The 16592-nt window shown below is 69.1% G+C and carries 12 protein-coding genes; 6 read left to right on the top strand and 6 right to left on the bottom strand.

Annotation, left to right across the window (positions count from 1 at the left end; translation table 11 throughout):
• Positions 1 to 109 precede the first annotated feature (109 nt).
• Positions 110 to 1198 (top strand): asparaginase, encoded by a 1089-nt coding sequence (locus SD455_RS01865; RefSeq protein ID WP_445507078.1) that lies wholly within the window; start codon positions 110 to 112, stop codon positions 1196 to 1198.
• 20 nt (positions 1199 to 1218) lie between these two features.
• Complete coding sequence (locus SD455_RS01860; RefSeq protein WP_070160613.1) at positions 1219 to 1581, top strand: sterol carrier family protein; 363 nt, start codon at positions 1219 to 1221, stop codon at positions 1579 to 1581.
• A 96-nt stretch (positions 1582 to 1677) separates the two neighbouring features.
• On the opposite strand, the gene SD455_RS01855 is transcribed toward SD455_RS01860, so the two are convergent.
• The 5 genes from SD455_RS01855 to SD455_RS01835 all read right to left on the bottom strand — a co-directional run bounded on the left by SD455_RS01855 (position 1678) and on the right by SD455_RS01835 (position 8731).
• Entirely contained in the window at positions 1678 to 3447 is a 1770-nt protein-coding gene (locus SD455_RS01855; protein WP_445507077.1) for an endo-1,4-beta-xylanase, read from the bottom strand.
• Between the two features lie 536 nt (positions 3448 to 3983).
• Entirely contained in the window at positions 3984 to 5576 is a 1593-nt protein-coding gene (gene groL, locus SD455_RS01850) for a chaperonin GroEL (protein ID WP_445507076.1), read from the bottom strand.
• Positions 5577 to 5636: 60 nt separating this feature from the next.
• Complete coding sequence (groES, locus tag SD455_RS01845) at positions 5637 to 5933, bottom strand: co-chaperone GroES (protein ID WP_070160649.1); 297 nt, start codon at positions 5931 to 5933, stop codon at positions 5637 to 5639.
• Positions 5934 to 6245: 312 nt separating this feature from the next.
• Positions 6246 to 7547, bottom strand: coding sequence for a YeeE/YedE family protein (locus SD455_RS01840; RefSeq protein ID WP_445507075.1), 1302 nt, complete (start codon positions 7545 to 7547; stop codon positions 6246 to 6248).
• The gene (locus tag SD455_RS01835; protein WP_445507074.1) at positions 7544 to 8731 is read right to left on the bottom strand and encodes a sulfurtransferase; all 1188 of its coding nucleotides are present in this window, start codon (positions 8729 to 8731) and stop codon (positions 7544 to 7546) included. Before SD455_RS01835 ends, SD455_RS01840 begins: the two co-directional genes overlap by 4 nt.
• Positions 8732 to 9025: 294 nt before the next feature.
• On the opposite strand from SD455_RS01835, the gene guaB reads away from it, so the two are divergent.
• The 4 genes from guaB to SD455_RS01815 all read left to right on the top strand — a co-directional run bounded on the left by guaB (position 9026) and on the right by SD455_RS01815 (position 13473).
• Positions 9026 to 10546, top strand: coding sequence for an IMP dehydrogenase (gene guaB, locus SD455_RS01830; protein ID WP_445507073.1), 1521 nt, complete (start codon positions 9026 to 9028; stop codon positions 10544 to 10546).
• A gap of 12 nt (positions 10547 to 10558) precedes the next feature.
• Entirely contained in the window at positions 10559 to 11335 is a 777-nt protein-coding gene (locus tag SD455_RS01825; protein WP_445507072.1) for a TenA family protein, read from the top strand.
• A 143-nt stretch (positions 11336 to 11478) separates the two neighbouring features.
• Complete coding sequence (locus tag SD455_RS01820) at positions 11479 to 12621, top strand: GuaB3 family IMP dehydrogenase-related protein (RefSeq protein WP_445507071.1); 1143 nt, start codon at positions 11479 to 11481, stop codon at positions 12619 to 12621.
• A 183-nt stretch (positions 12622 to 12804) separates the two neighbouring features.
• A complete protein-coding gene (locus SD455_RS01815) occupies positions 12805 to 13473 on the top strand; it encodes a hypothetical protein (RefSeq protein ID WP_445507070.1) in 669 nt (222 codons plus the stop codon).
• Positions 13474 to 13580: 107 nt separating this feature from the next.
• On the opposite strand, the gene SD455_RS01810 is transcribed toward SD455_RS01815, so the two are convergent.
• A complete protein-coding gene (locus tag SD455_RS01810) occupies positions 13581 to 16436 on the bottom strand; it encodes an ExeM/NucH family extracellular endonuclease (RefSeq protein WP_445507069.1) in 2856 nt (951 codons plus the stop codon).
• Between the last annotated feature and the right edge of the window lie 156 nt (positions 16437 to 16592).

The following is a 16592-nucleotide window of genomic DNA, read 5'->3' as shown; positions in this document are numbered from 1 at the left end:
GGGTACTCGACTCGATCGACTCGAGTACCCGCAACTGCGGACCAACTCGGCAGTTCGTCGCGCGACGGAGGCGCGGCATCTCTGCGGAGCGCCCTCTAGACTGGGCCGCATGAGCGCCGACCACCCCCAGAGCACCCGCACCGCCCGTGACGCCGCCCCTGCCTCGCCGGCTCCGGTGACCACGGGGACGCCGCCGCATACCGCCTCCGCCGCGGAGTCCGCGGAGCTGGCCTGGGTGACCAGGGCCGGGGCCGTGGAGTCCCGGCACATCGGCTCGGCGGTGCTGCTCGGCCCCGACGGTGCAGTGCTGGAGTCCCTCGGCGCCCCGCAGCGGCCGATCTTCCCGCGCTCCACGCTGAAGCCGTTCCAGGCGATCGCCTCCCTGCGGTCTGGTGCCCTGATCTCCCAGGAGGCGGTGGCCCTGGCCTGTGGGTCCCACAACGGGTCGCGGCGGCACCAGGAGGTGGCCGCGGCGGTGCTGGAGGCCGAGAAGCTCGACGAGTCCTACCTGCGCTGCCCGGCCGCCTACCCGGCCCGGGAGAAGGACCTGATCGACCACATCACGGCTGGCCGGGAGAAGACTCCGCTGGCGTTCAACTGCTCCGGCAAGCACGCCGGTTTCCTGGCGGCCACCCGCACCCAGGGGTGGCGGTTGGCCACGTACACGGATCCCAAGCACCCCATGCAGCAGGCGGTGATGACCGTGCTGGAGGAGTACTGCGAGGAGGTCCCGGGCGTGGTGGGCACCGACGGCTGCGGGGCGCCCGCGCCGTCGCTCACCCTGACGGGGCTGGCCCGCGGGTTCTCCAAGATCGCCTCCGCCACCTCCCGACGGGACGCGGAGGTCCACGCCTTCACCGTCTCCCAGGCGATGCTGGACTACCCCTGGGCGGTCCACGGGCGCGGAGAGGCCAACACGGTGGTGATGGAGGAGCTGGGGCTGCTCGCCAAGCTCGGCGCCGAGGGCGTGCTGATCGTCGGCGCCCCGGACGGCACGACGGCGGCGGTGAAGACCCTGGACGGCAGCCAGCGGGCCAACAACCTGGTGGCGCTGAGCCTGCTGGCCGCCCACGGCGTGATCGACGTCGACGCGCTCGGCGCGGTGCTGAAGAAGCTCATCCGGCCGATCACCGGCGGCGTCGACGAGGCCCAGGTGGGCAGCATCCGACTGTCCCACACGGTGCTCGACCGGCTCTGACGCGGCGGTCCGGGAAATCGATGGCACGACGACGCATCACCGCTGAAGCCGGGACGGCCGCACTGCGCCGGTGGGCTGAGGCCGGCGACGCCGATCGGCGCACCGTGGCCACGGCCGTCCGGTATCTGCTGGAGGAGCTGGCCGAGCGCGCCCCGGGGAACTCCGTGGAGGTCCGGGTGCCGCCCTTCGGCGTCACCCAGTGCGTGGAGGGGCCGACCCACACCCGCGGAACCCCGCCGAACGTCGTCGAGCTCGACGCCGCCACCTGGCTGGCGCTGGCCGTCGGCCGGCTGAGCTGGGATGAGGCGCGAGCGGAGGGCCGGATCTCCGCCTCCGGCATCCGCGCGGACCTGACCGAGGTGCTGCCGCTGGTGCACAGCTGAACCCACCCCTCACGTGGAGAGGGTGCGCCTCCGCCCGAATGACGCCCTGCGGCGGCTCAGTGCGGCGGAGACGCACCCTCTCAACGAGGCTGGTGATCAGTTCCGGCCCGGCGTGCCCTGGCCCGGACGGTCATCACCGTGGGGCGGACCATGGCCGGGGCGCTCGTCGTGGTCGGGCGGACCATGGCCGGGGCGATCATCTCCGCTGGGCGGGCCGTGGCCCGGGCGGTCCTGGCCGGTCTCGTCCTCGTCGAGGCCTTCGGGCCAGTTGACCAGCAGCTCGTCATCGCCGTCGTCGTCGACCTTCTCCACCGTGATCGAGTTGATCGTGTAGGCGCTGCCGCCTCCGCCGCCGCGCACGGCGATGTTGCCGATGAGCCCGTCGGCGGGCTCGGTGCCGTCCATCGTGAACTCGGTGACCAGGTCATACGTCCCCATGTTCACCAAGCCGCGGTTGAAGTAGGCCGGAATATGGGAGGCGACCTCGGAGGCGGAGTACTGGTGATCGTTCACCGCGGCGCCGTCGCCGGAGGTGTAGCCGCCGTTGGACTCATCATGGATCCATCGGATCCTCACCGATGTGGTGCCTGCCGGTGTGACGGTGACCGTGAGGCGGTAGGTGGCGTCGGGCTCGGGATCGAAGGCGACCTGGCCGTCCTCCCCAGCGGTCGACCATGGCCACTGGGAGGAGTCGTTCCCGAGGATGATGTTCGCTCCGGTGTATCCATCCCCGTGCTCCGCGTGGTAGACATGCACGCCGTCGATCGGGTCGTGCCCGTCGTCGTAGTCCGGTTCGATCCATTCGTGCTCCGCAAGGAACTCCTCGGGCCAGAGGATGCCCAGCAGAGCCTTCTTCGCGTGACCGTCGACGTCATAGGGCATGGCGTACTCGCCGCCTCGCCAGCCTTCCATGACGTCGCGGACCCCGGCGAGCTTCACTGTTGAGATGACCTTGGGGTTGTCGGTGGTGTTCCCCGGGCCGATCGCATAGTCCCGGAAGATTCGGAACAGCTCCGCATACTGGACGCCCTGGTTGTTCTCCTTGACCTCGTCGAACTCCCCCGGAGGCACCCCGACGTCCATCTCGGTGATGTGGATCTCCACCCCGGGCAGAGTGGCGAAGAGCTGGATGTTCTCCTCGACATCGCTGACGTCCGTGTTCAGACCGTAGTGGCCCTGCATGCCGATGACCTCGATCAGCTGCTTCCCATCCGGTCGAAGGCCTTCATGGGTCTCGTTGATCTCCCGGACCATGTCATGGACCACACGGGCCTTGTCCGGGTTGTTCAGGCCGAAGTCGTTATAGGTGAGTTTGACGTCCCATCCGTTCTCATCCACCACCTCGGCGGCTTTGAGGAACGCCATCTCCACCCAGTCAGGGCCGAGGGCCGGATACCAGCCCTGGCCGGTGGTCAACGACGCTCGCCAGTCGGAAGGATCCGCGCTCTCGATCGCCTCATTGACCACGTCGATCGCTTGGAGGTCTTCCCCGAAGTGTCCGAGGACCTCTTCGATGTGGGTCTCCAGGTTCTCCTGCGCCACTGCGGGGTCGTACTCGCCGGGCTGTCCGTAGCGGGCCGGGGGTGCGTCCCACATCCACGACGGCGTCTGGGAATGCCAGGCCAGCGTGTGCCCGGAGAAGAGCAGGTCCGGGTTGTGCTCCGCGTGCTGGGCCATGGCTGCCTCAGCGTTCTCGAATGTGAAGACGCCCTTCTCCGGCTGAGTGCTCTCCGGTTTCATCTCATTGCCCGGCGTGTAGGAGGCGTAGTTGTAGATCAGTCCTTCCATCTCTCCGCGCCCGAAGATGCCGAAGTGGAAGTAGTCCTCGTACTGATCCTTCAGGGCGGGGTAGTTCTCATAGGGCATGCCGGTGGGTGGCAGGTCGCTCTCTGGAGCTGCCTCCGCGGGTTGGTCCGGCGAACCGATGAGGGAAGCGCTTGCCAAAAGTCCGACGAGGGCCGCCGCTCCGAGGAGTCGGAGGGGCCGTCGTCGCGGTGGTCTGTCTTCGGCCTGTGGATGGTTGTGATGCCGCGGGATGGGCATGGGACTCTCTCCGTCAGTATCGGTGAGGCCGGGAGAACTGCCTCGCGTCCATTGGAATACGCTTTCCATCTCCCTGCGTTGAACCTACTGTGGCCTGGCTCACATTTCAAGGGTCTCGAAAAACAAAATCGTGTCAATGGAGTCGGGACAGCGAGAGAGTGCTCTCCGAGCTGGTCTGCGCGGGGCCCGAGCGCGCGTGAGTTGGTCTGGAGTTGTGGGTACTCGACTCGATCGAGTCGAGTACCCAAAACTCCAGACCAACTCAGCGCAGAGAGCCCGTGGACAGAGAAGGGGCCCTGGCCCGTCGGGTGACGTGGCCAGGGCCCCTGTCTCGGCAGAGGGATCTCAGCGTGCGGAGATCACTCCTCCTCGTCGTCCTTCTTCTCGACGACGAGCGTCTCGGTGGTCAGCACCAGCGCCGCGATGGAGGCGGCGTTCTGCAGGGCAGAGCGGGTGACCTTGACCGGGTCGATGACGCCGTCGGCGATCAGGTCGCCGTAGACGCCGGTCTTGGCGTTGAAGCCGTGGTTCGGCTCCAGGTCCGCGACCTTGGAGGCGACGACGAAGCCGTCCTCGCCGGCGTTCTGGGCGATCCAGCGCAGCGGCTGCACCAGCGCCCGGCGGACGATGCCCACCGCAGCGGCGGCGTCGCCCTCGAGCGCCTGGACGTTCGTGTCCTCGTCCAGGGCGGACAGCGCGTTGATCAGCGCGGTGCCACCGCCGGCGACGATGCCCTCCTCGAGCGCGGCACGCGTGGAGGACACGGCGTCCTCGATGCGGTGCTTGCGCTCCTTGAGCTCCACCTCGGTGGCCGCACCGACCTTGATGACGCCGATGCCGCCGGCCAGCTTGGCCAGCCGCTCCTGCAGCTTCTCACGGTCCCACTCGGAGTCGGTCGCGTCAGCCTGCGCCTTGATCGTGGCGGCACGGGCCTCGACGTCCTCCTTCGAGCCGGCGCCGTCGACGATGGTGGTGTTGTCCTTGGTGACGGTCACGCGGCGTGCGGAGCCGAGCACCTCGGTGCCCACCTGGTCCAGCTTCAGACCGAGGTCGGGGGAGACCACCTGGGCGCCGGTGAGGATCGCGATGTCCTCCAGCATGGCCTTGCGGCGGTCGCCGAAGCCCGGAGCCTTGACAGCCACAGCGTTCAGGGTGCCGCGGATCTTGTTCACCACCAGGGTGGAGAGCGCCTCGCCCTCGACGTCCTCGGCGATGATGAACAGCGGCTTCTTGGACTGCAGCACCTTCTCCAGCAGCGGCAGGAACTCCTGCATGTTGGAGATCTTGCCCTGGTGGATGAGGATCTGGGCATCCTCCAGCACGGCCTCCTGACGGTCAGCGTCAGTGACGAAGTGCGGGGAGAGGTAGCCCTTGTCGAACTGCATGCCCTCGGTGATGTCGAGCTCGGTCGACGTCGTGGAGGACTCCTCGATGGTGATCACGCCCTCGGTGCCCACTGCGTCGAAGGCGCGGGCGATGAGCTCGCCGACCTCGTCGTTCTGGGCGGAGATCGCGGCGACGTGGGCCACCTGGGGGCCCTCGACGTCGCGGGCGTTGGTCTTCAGACGCTCGGTCACCGCGGTGACGGCGGTCTCGATGCCGCGCTTGATCTCACCCGGAGCGGCACCGGCGGCCACGTTGCGCAGGCCTTCCTTGACCAGGGCCTGGGCGAGCACGGTGGCGGTGGTGGTGCCGTCGCCGGCGACGTCGTTGGTCTTGGTGGCGACCTCCTTGGCGAGCTGAGCGCCGAGGTTCTCGTAGGAGTCCTCGACCTCGATCTCGCGGGCGATCGTGACGCCGTCGTTGGTGATGGTCGGTGCGCCCCAGGACTTGTCCAGGACGACGTTGCGGCCCTTGGGGCCCAGCGTCACCTTGACGGTGTCGGCGAGCTTGTCGATGCCGGCCTCGAGTGCCTTCCGGGCGGCATCGTCGAACTCAAGCTGCTTTGCCATATGAGTTGCTTCCTTTGCGAGTCAGATGCGGGTCTCGAGAGGTGTGCGGAGGATCCGCGATCACTTCTCGACGACAGCCAGGACGTCGCGGGCGTTGAGGACGAGGAACTCGTCGCCGCCGACCTTGACCTCGGTGCCGCCGAACTTGGAGTAGATGACGACGTCGCCCTCGGCGACGTCGACCGGCACGCGGTTGCCCTTGTCGTCGACACGGCCCGGGCCCACGGCCACGACCTCGCCCTCCTGGGGCTTCTCCTTGGCGGTGTCCGGGATCACCAGACCGGAAGCGGTGGTCTGCTCAGCTTCCAGGGGGCGGACAACAATACGATCCTCGAGGGGCTTGATGGAGACTGACACGTCAGTACTCTCCTTTGCGTGATGTCGAATCGGGTCTGTTCACAGGCCCGGGCCGCGCGTCGTGTGACGCCGACGCCGTGCCCCAGGCCGGGGTTGTTGCGCGCCTTGGGAGTGACCGATCCGTCGTCGCGGTGCCGGACGGCGCCCCTTCAGGCCTTCGGCGCCGGTGACGCCGACGCCGCATCAGCACTCGATGGCCTCGAGTGCCAACACAAACTTTAGGACGGCCTTAGCACTCGGTCAAGCAGAGTGCTAAGGCCGTCCCTGTGACGTGCCGGACTGCGGGTCCGTGGCCTTCCCTGAGGGACCTGCTCAGCGGTACACCCCAGGGTTGGCGCGGCGATGCAGCCCAAGCTTGAACCCGACGCCGGCGGCGACGACCACGGCCGCGCCGAAGACCCAGCCGGAGAGCGCCATCGCCTGGGTCCCGGAGAGCAGTACGCCGATGGTGCAGCCCAGCCCGATCATCGAACCCCAGCCCAGCAGGACTCCGCCGATCACCGCGGTGAGCGAATTCCAGCCGGTCAGCGGCTCCACCTTGACCCGGCGCCCCGGCAGCGCGGCGGCCAGCGAGGCCAGCACGATGCCGGCGATCAGCCACCCGTTGGTGGTGATGGTGTGCACCACCACCGCCACGCAGCCGGCGAGGCGCTCGTCCAGGCCTGGCATGAAGTTCGGCAGCAGCCCGGCGGCGTCCATGCCGGTGCGGGTCAGTGAGGAGATCTGGCTGGTCACGCCCAGCGGCTGGTCCTTGTAGTAGGCCAGCACGGCCAGGATCCCGACGGCGGCACCGGTGGCCAGCGCCGGCCAGCGCTTGAAGAACACGAGGCGGCGGACCTCGGTGGCGTCGACCACGCGGTCCCCGCGGCCCGTCACCGGCGGGTTCCACCGCAGCAGCCAGATCCCGAGTCCGACCAGCACGCCCAGCTGCAGCACGACCGCGGTGGTGTAGCCGCCGCCGGCGGGCAGCCAGGGGACCGGCGCCCCGGCGATGAACCCGGAGTACATGGTGTCCCAGGAGAGGAATCCCGCGCCGAAGCCCAGCACGACGCCGACCAGCGCCGGCAGGGAGCGCAGGTGCCCTTCGGGGAGCCGATACAGGTGCCCGGCGATGCAGCCCCCGGAGATCACCATCCCGAGTCCGAAGGCCAGGCCGGCGATCACCAGCGCCAGGGAGACCGGGGCGATGTGGGCGTCCGAGGGAATGGTGCCCCCGGTGGGGTTGGACACACGCATGGAGAAGACGACGGCGTAGCCGATCATCCCCACGGCGATGGAGACCAGCACGGCGTAGAGTCCGCGCGAGTTCCCCTTCTCGAAGAAGTCACGGAACACGCAGAAGAAGCAGTAGCGGCCGCGTTCGAACAGGATGCCGAGGCCGGCACCGATCAGCAGGGCGAAGGCGGCGTTCGACCCTCCCAGACCCTCGCCGTCGGTGACGGTCAGCCAGCCGGCCAGTCCGAGCAGCAGCGCTGCGATCGCGAGCGCGACGGATGTGCGCACCGTGTCCGCCCGGGTCCAGCCCAGGGGACGGTCGGCACGGACCGAGACGGAGCCCGGTCCGCCGGAGTGGCGGACGGGCTCCGTCGAGGTGGTCTCAGCGGTGGCGCTCACGAGCCGCCGCTGCCCCACAGGCCGGCGCGCTGGTCGGTGTTGTTGGCCACCGGCACGCCCACCGAGTTGCCCCACTCGGTCCAGGAGCCGTCGTAGACCTGGGTGTCGGCTCCCAGGATCTGGCTCAGGGCGAACCAGGTGTGGGAGGCGCGCTCGCCGATGCGGCAGTAGGTGATGATCGGGCTGTCGAGGTCGACGCCGGCGTCCTCGTAGATGGCCCGGATCTCGTCGGCCGGCAGGAACTGGCCGGTCTCCTCATCGACGATGGTGCCCCAGGAGACGTTGACCGAGCCGGGGATGTGCCCCCAGATGGAGGTGGACTCGCCCTCGAAGATCTCCGGGTCCACGCCGATCGCGCCGTCGTGCTCGTCGGCGGAGCGGATGTCCACCAGGGTGGTGGCGGACTCGCCGTCGACGTTCTCCTCGGCCACCTCGAGGACTTCGGGCTGCAGGGCGCGGATGTCGAGGTTCTGCGGCTGGGCCTCCCAGGTGCCTTCGGCGACGTCGGGGACCTCCTCGGTCAGCTCGCGCTCGTCGTAGACCTCCCACTTGTGCAGGCCGCCGTCGAGCAGGCGGACGTCCTCGGCGCCGTAGAGCTTGAACACCCAGGCGGCGTAGGCGGCGAACCAGTTGTTGGAGTCGCCGTAGAGCACGACGGTGTCGCCGTCGTCGATGCCCAGGGACTGGGCCAGCTCGGTGAACTCGTCCTGGGAGATGAACTCGCGGGTGTTGGGCTGGGTGAACTCGGTGGACCAGTTCACGTACTGCGCCTGGGGGATGTGGGCCTCGGAGTAGGGGGTCAGCTCGGAGGTGGGCAGCTCCTCGGAGACGTCGATCAGGACGATGCCCTGCTCGGCGAGGTCGCCCTCGTCCAGGCGGTCGGCCAGCCAGTCGGTGGAGACCAGGACGTTCTCCAGGTCCTCGTCGCCGCCCTGGTGGACCTCGTCGTAGCCGCGGTGTTCGCCCGCGACCTGAACATTCGCCACGGTGGTGGCCTGATCGCCGCCGCCGGAGCCGGTGCCGGCGCTGGCGGCGTCGTCCCCGCCGCCGATGCTGTTGGTGACCACGCCTCCGGCGGTGGCGGCCAGGGCGGCCACCGCCACGAAGGCGAGGGCCAGCTTGCCGCTGGATCCTCGGCCGGAGCCCGGCGTCTGCTCGGGGGAGGGTGCCTCGTCGGTGCTCATGATGTGCTGGTGCCTTTCGCTGCGAGTCTGTGTGGTGCTGCTTCCGGTGCAGAAGTGCCTGACACCACTATGCGGGATATCTTCATAAATATGAACAGATAAGTTCATATGCTGTCACATTGGGTGAGCTGAAGGGCTCCGGACGGGGTGCACGGCCGCGTCCTGAGGCGGAATCGGGCGCGCCGCACAGGAATCCTCGCGGCAGTAGACTTGTTGTGGCCCGAACACCGACGACGCCGCAGCCGCCGGTCCTCAAGCGACCCGCATCGACGACACCCTGGAGAGGCGACACCCGTGACAGAGACCACCGCAGAGGAACACGACCCCTTCGGCTTCGTAGGGCTGACCTACGACGACGTCCTCCTGCTGCCCGGCGCCACCGACGTGATCCCGTCCGACGCCGACACCTCCACGCAGTTCACCCGGAACATCACGCTGAACACGCCGGTGGCCTCGGCCGCCATGGACACCGTCACCGAGGCGCCGATGGCGATCGCGCTCGCCCGGCTCGGCGGCGTCGGCATCCTGCACCGCAACCTCTCCATCGACGAGCAGGCCAAGCAGATCGACCAGGTCAAGCGGTCGGAGTCCGGCATGATCTCCGACCCGGTGACCATCACCCCGGACGCGACGCTGAAGGACCTCGACGACCTCTGCGCCCACTACCGCGTCTCCGGGCTGCCGGTGGTCGACGCCGAGCGGAAGCTGCTGGGCATCATCACCAACCGGGACATCCGCTTCGTGGCGCCCGAGGACTTCCTGACCACCAAGGTCTACGAGAAGATGACCCCGCAGCCGCTCATCACGGCTCAGGAGGGCATCGCGCGCGAGGAGGTCATCGCTCTCTTCTCCGAGCATCGGGTGGAGAAGCTGCCGCTGGTCGACGACGACGGCCGCCTCACCGGCCTGATCACCATCAAGGACTTCGACAAGGCGGACAAGTACCCCGAGGCCACCAAGGACTCCGAGGGACGGCTGCGCGTGGGTGCGGCCGTCGGGTTCTTCGGCGAGGGCTTCGAGCGGGCCATGACGCTGATCGAGGCCGGCGCGGACGTGCTGGTGGTGGACACCGCCAACGGTCACACCCGTGGCGTGCTGGACATGATCGCCAAGCTCAAGGCCGAGCCTCGCGCCGCCGGCGTGGACGTCATCGGCGGCCAGGCCGCGACCCGTGAGGGCGCCCAGGCGCTGATCGACGCCGGCGCGGACGCCGTCAAGGTCGGCGTCGGCCCGGGCTCCATCTGCACCACCCGCGTGGTCGCCGGCGTCGGCGTCCCGCAGGTCACCGCCATCCACGAGGCCGCCAAGGCCGCGATCCCGGCCGGAGTGCCGCTGATCGCCGACGGCGGGCTGCAGCACTCGGGCGACATCGGCAAGGCTCTGGTGGCCGGTGCGAGCTCCGTGATGCTCGGCTCCCTGCTGGCCGGCGCCGCCGAGTCCCCGGGCGACCTGGTGTTCTACAACGGCAAGCAGTTCAAGGCCTACCGCGGCATGGGTTCGCTGGGGGCGATGCAGACCCGCGGCAAGAACACCTCCTACTCCAAGGACCGCTACTTCCAGGCCGACGTCCCTGACGACGAGAAGCTCATCCCCGAGGGCATCGAGGGGCAGGTGCCCTACCGCGGTCCGCTCTCCGCCGTGGTCCACCAGCTCACCGGCGGTCTGCGCCAGACCATGTTCTACGTGGGCGCGCACACCATCGGCGAGCTCAAGACCAAGGGCAAGTTCGTGCGCATCACCTCGGCCGGGCTCAAGGAGTCCCACCCGCACGACGTGATGATGACGGTCGAGTCGCCGAACTACCGGCGTCGCTGACCGGCGGTCGCGATGAGCACCACCGATTCCCGCCCCGGCGCTGCCGCGGGCCTGGCCCCGTACGTAGACTCCCCGGCGCTGAGCGCCGGGGAGCACGGGCTCGCGGCCTGGCGGCGCTCCCGAGCCGCGCTCGCTGAGATCTCCTGCCTGGAGTTCCTCGCCGAGCTGGCCGCGGGTACGCTGCCGGCCGAGACCTTCGTGCACTACCTGCTGCAGGACTCCGCCTACCTGGCCGGGTACGGGCAGGCGATGACTCTGCTGGCGGCGCGTGCGCCCTCGGCGGAGCACCGCCGGTTCTGGGCTCGCGCCACCTCGGACACCATCGCCGAGGAGCAGACCATGCAGGCCGAGCTGATGGACTCTGCTGAGTTCTCCGGGCTGGCCGAGCGACTGACGGACGAGGGCGGCGCCCCGGTGCCCTCGCCGACCACTCAGGGCTACACCTCCTGGCTGGTGGCCTCCGCCGCCGTCGACGAGCATGAGGTGGCGGTGGCCGCCGTGCTGCCCTGCTTCTGGGTGTATGCGGAAGTGGGTCGGCACCTGGTGGACAGCATCGGAGAAGCGATGGCCGAGCACCCCTACCGCAGCTGGGTGGAGGTCTACTCGGATCCGGAGTTCGACCGCGCGGTGGAGGAGGCCATCGGCATCTTCGAGGAGCTCTACGAGGCCGCCGACGACGCCCTGCGCGCCCGCATGCTGGCCGCCTTCGAGAGAGGATGCGCCTATGAGCACCGCTTCTGGGCCGCGTCCCATGTCCGCGAGTCCTGGAGCACCCCGCCGGCGAGCTGAGCACACGGGGGAAACGTCCCCCGGCGGCGAGCCGGGGCGGCGCCCGCACAGCAGCGGTGAGAAGCTGGCCGCAAGACCCTCGGGGACCGCACAGGCCCCGCTGACCACGTCCTGACAACCCCTGCGAGAGCAAGGAGCACCAGTTGAGCAACGAGATCCCCATCGGCCTGGCCAAGAGCGGGCGACGCGCCTGGGCGCTGGACGACGTCGCCGTCGTCCCGACCCGGCGCACGCGCAGCCCCCAGGACGTCAACCTCGACTGGCAGATCGACGCCTACACCTTCCAGACGCCGGTGATCGGGGCGCCGATGGACTCGGTGATGTCGCCGGAGACGGCGATCGAGCTGGGTCGGCTCGGAGGTCTCGGAGTGCTCAACCTCGAGGGTCTGTGGACCCGATACGAGGACCCGCAGCCGGTGCTCGACGAGATCGCCCGGCTCACCGAGGACGAGGTCTCCCCGGAGAACACCCGGCGGCTGCAGCAGCTCTACGCGGAGCCGATCAAGGCTGAGCTGATCAAGGCCCGGCTGGCGGAGATCCGCGAGGCCGGCGTCGTCGTCTCCGGTTCGCTGACCCCGCAGCGCACCCAGGAGTTCTACCAGACCGTGGTCGAGGCCGGGGTGGACATGTTCGTCATCCGCGGCACCACCGTCTCCGCGGAGCACGTGGCGCAGAACGGCGACCCGCTGAACCTCAAGGAGTTCATCTACGAGCTCGACGTCCCGGTGATCGTGGGCGGCGCGGCCGGCTACACCCCGGCGCTGCACCTGATGCGCACCGGCGCCGCCGGCGTGCTGGTCGGCTTCGGGGGCGGCTCCTCGACCACCACTCGTCGGGCGATGGGGATCCGAGTGCCGATGGCCACGGCGATCTCCGACATCGCAGCGGCCCGCCGTGACTACCTGGACGAGTCCGGCGGCCGGTACGTCCACGTCATCGCCGACGGCGGTCTGGGCTCCTCCGGGGACATCGTCAAGGCGCTGGCCATGGGTGCCGACGCCGTCATGCTGGGCACCACGCTGGCCCGCGCCGAGGAGGCGCCCGGTCGGGGTTGGCACTGGGGCCCGGAGGCTGTCCACCCGGACTTCCCGCGCGGCCACCGCACCCGTGTGGGCACAGTGGGCCCGCTGGAGGAGGTCCTCTGGGGCCCGAGCCACCACACCGACGGTTCCTCGAACCTGATGGGCGGACTGCGCCGGGCGATGGCCGCCACCGGGTACTCGGACCTGAAGTCCTTCCAGCGGGTGGATTCGATCGTGTCCCCGCTGGGCCAGCAGTCCCGCTGAGCCTCCAGCCGCCCCTGCGTCGAGCGGGTGTGCTTCGGCCGGAACAGGCGCTCTGAGAGTGTCATTCGGGTCGCAACACACCCTCTCAACTGTCTGATCGAGAAGCCTTGGCGTTCTCACTCATGGTTGCTATCGTGAATTCCACGAATCAGAGAGAGCTACGGGGTGAGGACTGTGAACGGGATGCCGCAGCATGAGGTTTCGACGTATGAGCAGCACACTGAGCAGACGCGCCGCTGGGTCAGGTGTGTGGAGAGTTTGACTGCGGCAGGTGCCGTGGTCGCCCTGGCAGCGGCCTGCGGCGGCGACGACGCCGATGCGGAGGCGGACGCCGAGGGCGACGTCGAGGTCGCCGATGAGGCCGACGACGGTGGGGTCGAGGAGGTCGAGGATGACGGCGCGGCCGCCGAGTCGGACGATGCGGAGGATGGTGCTGAGGACGTGGACGTCTGCGGTCTGATCACCGCCGAAGAGATCAGCGGCATCTTCGGGGTCGAGTTCGCCGAGGGGGAGACCAACGACGACGGGATGATCCCCGGGGAGTGCCACTGGGAGACCGACGACGGCGCCGCCCTGTTCATCGGCGTCCTCACCGAGGACAGCAGCGTGGCCCGCACCCCCGAGGCCGCCTTCGAACAGACTCTCGAGGCGGTGGAGGAGCAGTACGAGGCCGCCGACCAGGAGGACCAGATCCTCGAGCTGGACCTCGGCGAGCAGGGGGCGCACTTCCCGGGCGGGCTGAAGGTGCTCGACGACGGCGGCACGGTCTACCTGGAGTTCCGCGCCATGGGTCTCGACGAGCAGTGGGACGCCGCTCCGGAGGCGGCCGAGACGGTGCTCGGGGCGCTCTGAGCGGCCCCCTCAAGACGAGTTGAGCTGGTGTGTTTCCGCCGGCAAGGGGCACTTGAAGGCCTCATTCAGGCGGAAACACACCAGCTCAACGTGGGATGGGCGAGGGGTCAGTCCGCGCGGCCGTGACCGTGCCCGTTGCCGTTGTTGCTGCCGGGACCGTTGCCGGGGTGGTCCTGCCGTTCGTGGCCGCGGCCCTCATCCGGGCCGTGCCCGTTGCCGTTGTTGTTGCCGGGGCCGCGCGGAGGTCCGGTCTCGCCGTCGTCGCCGGAGCCGTCGTCATCTCCGTCGTCATCTCCGTCACCAGGTTCCTCGGCGCCGCCGAGGCGGACGTCGGCCACGATCGGGTCATGGTCCGAGGAGCGCCACAGGTCATAGGTGAACAGGTCCGAGGCGTTCCCGTTGTACCGGCTGTACTCCAGCGCGATCGGCTCCACTGCGTTGATGTTCCAGATCTCCGCCTGGGAGATGCTCTCCGCGGCGGCCTCCGAGGCGAACAGGTGGTCCAGTGAGCCGACCCGACCGTCGAACATATAGCTGTGCTGACCGGTCTCGGCCGAGACGTTGGTGTACCCGGCGCCGAGGATCTCCTGCAGCGGGTCCTCCATCTCGTAGGAGTTGAAGTCGCCCATCAGGTAGACCTTGTCGGTGCCGGTGTCCTCCTCCAGCGCATCGGCGAACGCCACCAGGGCGCGGGCCTGCTCCACGCGGTCGGCGTTCCAAGCTCCCTGGCCGTCGCCGGCGTCGGCGTTGGCTCCGCCGTCGGGGGCTGAGCCCTTGGACTTGAAATGGTTGACGATCGCGAAGAACCGCTCATCCTCGGAGGCGCCGACCGGCTGGAACTGTTGGGCCAGCGGTTCGCGGGCGTTGGAGTAGACCTCGGCGAGGTCGAAGGCCTCGAGCTCCGGGGTCATGATGTCGGCGACGCCCTCGTCGAAGAGGATCACGGAGTCTCCCACGGGCTCCACAGCATCGGAGCGGTAGATGAACCCATTGCGGATCACATCCTCGTCCTCCGGAGCCGGAGCGGCCTCGGGGCTGGCGACGAACTCCCAATCCGCTGAGCCGAGATCCTCGTTCAGGGCCTCCACCAGGCGCTCATGGGCGAGGTCGCGGTCGGCGTCGTCGGTGAAGTGAACCGAGTTCTCCATCTCCTGCAGGGCGACGACGTCGGCGTCCATGGCGTTGATCGCATCGACGATCTTCGCCTGCTGGCGCTCGAAGGATTCCGTGGACCACGCCCCGCGGACCTCGCACCAGTCAGCTGTCGTGGGCTCGCCGTCCCGGTCCGCGTAGTATTCGCAGCCTTCCTCATCCTCGCCGAGGGTGACGAAGTAGTTCAGCACGTTGAATCCGGCGATGCGCAGGTCGCCGTCCCGCTCCATCGGAGTCTCCCGGCCTTCGCGGGTGTCCTCGAAGCTGGCCGGCTGGACGGCGTCGGCGGTCTCCGGAGTCAGGTGACCGGTGGGCTGCAGCCGCCACTCGTCGAACCTGCGGTCCATGACGACGGTGTTCTGCCACAGCACCTCGGCACCCACACGCACCGGGTCCTCGGCCGTCAGGTACGGCAGCTCCTCGTCCCAGCCCGGGGACCGGGTGAAGTTGGTGGTGGCGGCGTCGTCGAGGTAGATGATCCGCTGCGCGTTCTCCTCGGCGTGGGCGTCCGCCTCAGGCCCGGGACGGTGCGCGGAGGTCGGGTTGATCAGCGGCTCCTCGCCGAGCACGATGCCGATCTCCCCGAACTGGTTGAGTGTGTAGTGGTCGGTGACGGTGTAGGTGCCCTGCGGGTCGATCAGCATCCCCAGCAGGGACTCTCGCTCGGCGTCGGTCTCCGGGATCTCGACGACGGCCGGCTTGACCTCCTCGTGGGGCTCGTCCGCGATCAGCGCGAACTTATGCTCGGGCGTCTGCGAGGAGCCCGGGTACAGGGAGAGCTGGACCTGACCGGAGTAGGTGGTGACGTCTGCGGTGATCTCCACGAAGTCGCCGACCTCCACCTCGTCCGCACGCCACGGCGAATAGACGAAGATCCCGTCCGAGGCCTCGTGGGCGTCCAGGTCGAGGTCTCCGCCGGTGCCCTCGGTCTGCAGGGTGAAGCCGTCGAAGCCGCCGGTCGGGTAGGCGGCGGTGACCACGCCGCGCACGGTCACCGGCTGCTCCAGCAGGTCGTTCTCCGCCGGATCCACGGTGCGTGGGATCTCATTGATCGCCAGATCCGTGGGCTCCTGCCGCTCGCGCTCCTCCGGCTCATGGACGGCCTGTTCGCCGGCGCTGTTGGTGGGGGTGATGATCTCCGAGAGGGTGAAGTCGGCGGAGTTGTCGTCAGTGTCCGTGCCGTCCTCGGCCCGCGCGATCGAGCGTACGTCCGTGCCGCCGGAGGGCGACGGCGCGGCGGCCGTCTCGTAGGTGTTCGCTCCGCCGTAGCCGATCAGGTCGACGACATCCTCCTGGTCCTGCACATCGCCCAGGGGCACATCCAGACGCTCCTCGGTGGAGGACAGCCAGATCACGCCGTCGCGGATGGCCGTGCCGCCGGAGAGGCGGGCGTCGGGCTCGGGGAGGTCGGCGCCGTCCCCGGCGCTGAGCCCCGGATTGGCGATCAGGTAGTGGCCGCCCGCCTCGATGGTTCCTGAGAGGGTCACATGCCCCGACGGCGTCAGGTTGTCCTCGCCGCGGGAGGCGGGACGGTAGGAGACGGACCAGCCGTCCAGCTCCACGGCCTCGTCACCGGGGTTGTGCAGCTCGATGAACCGCTCGTCGAAGGCGGCGTCTGCGCCCGCTCCGGTGGTGTAGACCTCGCTGATGACGACGTGGTCGCCGTCGGCGGCCTCGGACGCGTCGGCGGAGGTGGTCGTAGCGGCGGCCGGGGCGGGGCCGATGAGCGAGACGGTCAGTCCCGCGGCGGCGAGTCCGGCGAGCACGCGGGGTCGGCGCGCTACGGGGGTGGCTTCACCTGGTGTGTGCATGGGGCGGCGGTGTCCTCATCCTCAGTCGGTGCGGTGGCCAACGGTGTGCAGTGATCGTTGTCCATCCAAACAGAGCCGAGCGAACGAGAACAGACCTCGGAGTGAACTGGGGGCGGCCGGGCGGTGCGCGGCCGCAGGGCCGCAGAAGTTGCCGCA

The sequence above is a fragment of the Nesterenkonia sp. K-15-9-6 genome, assembly GCF_052656005.1.
The sequence above is the reverse complement of the archived record's forward strand: the minus strand, read 5'-3'. Positions and strand labels throughout refer to the sequence as shown.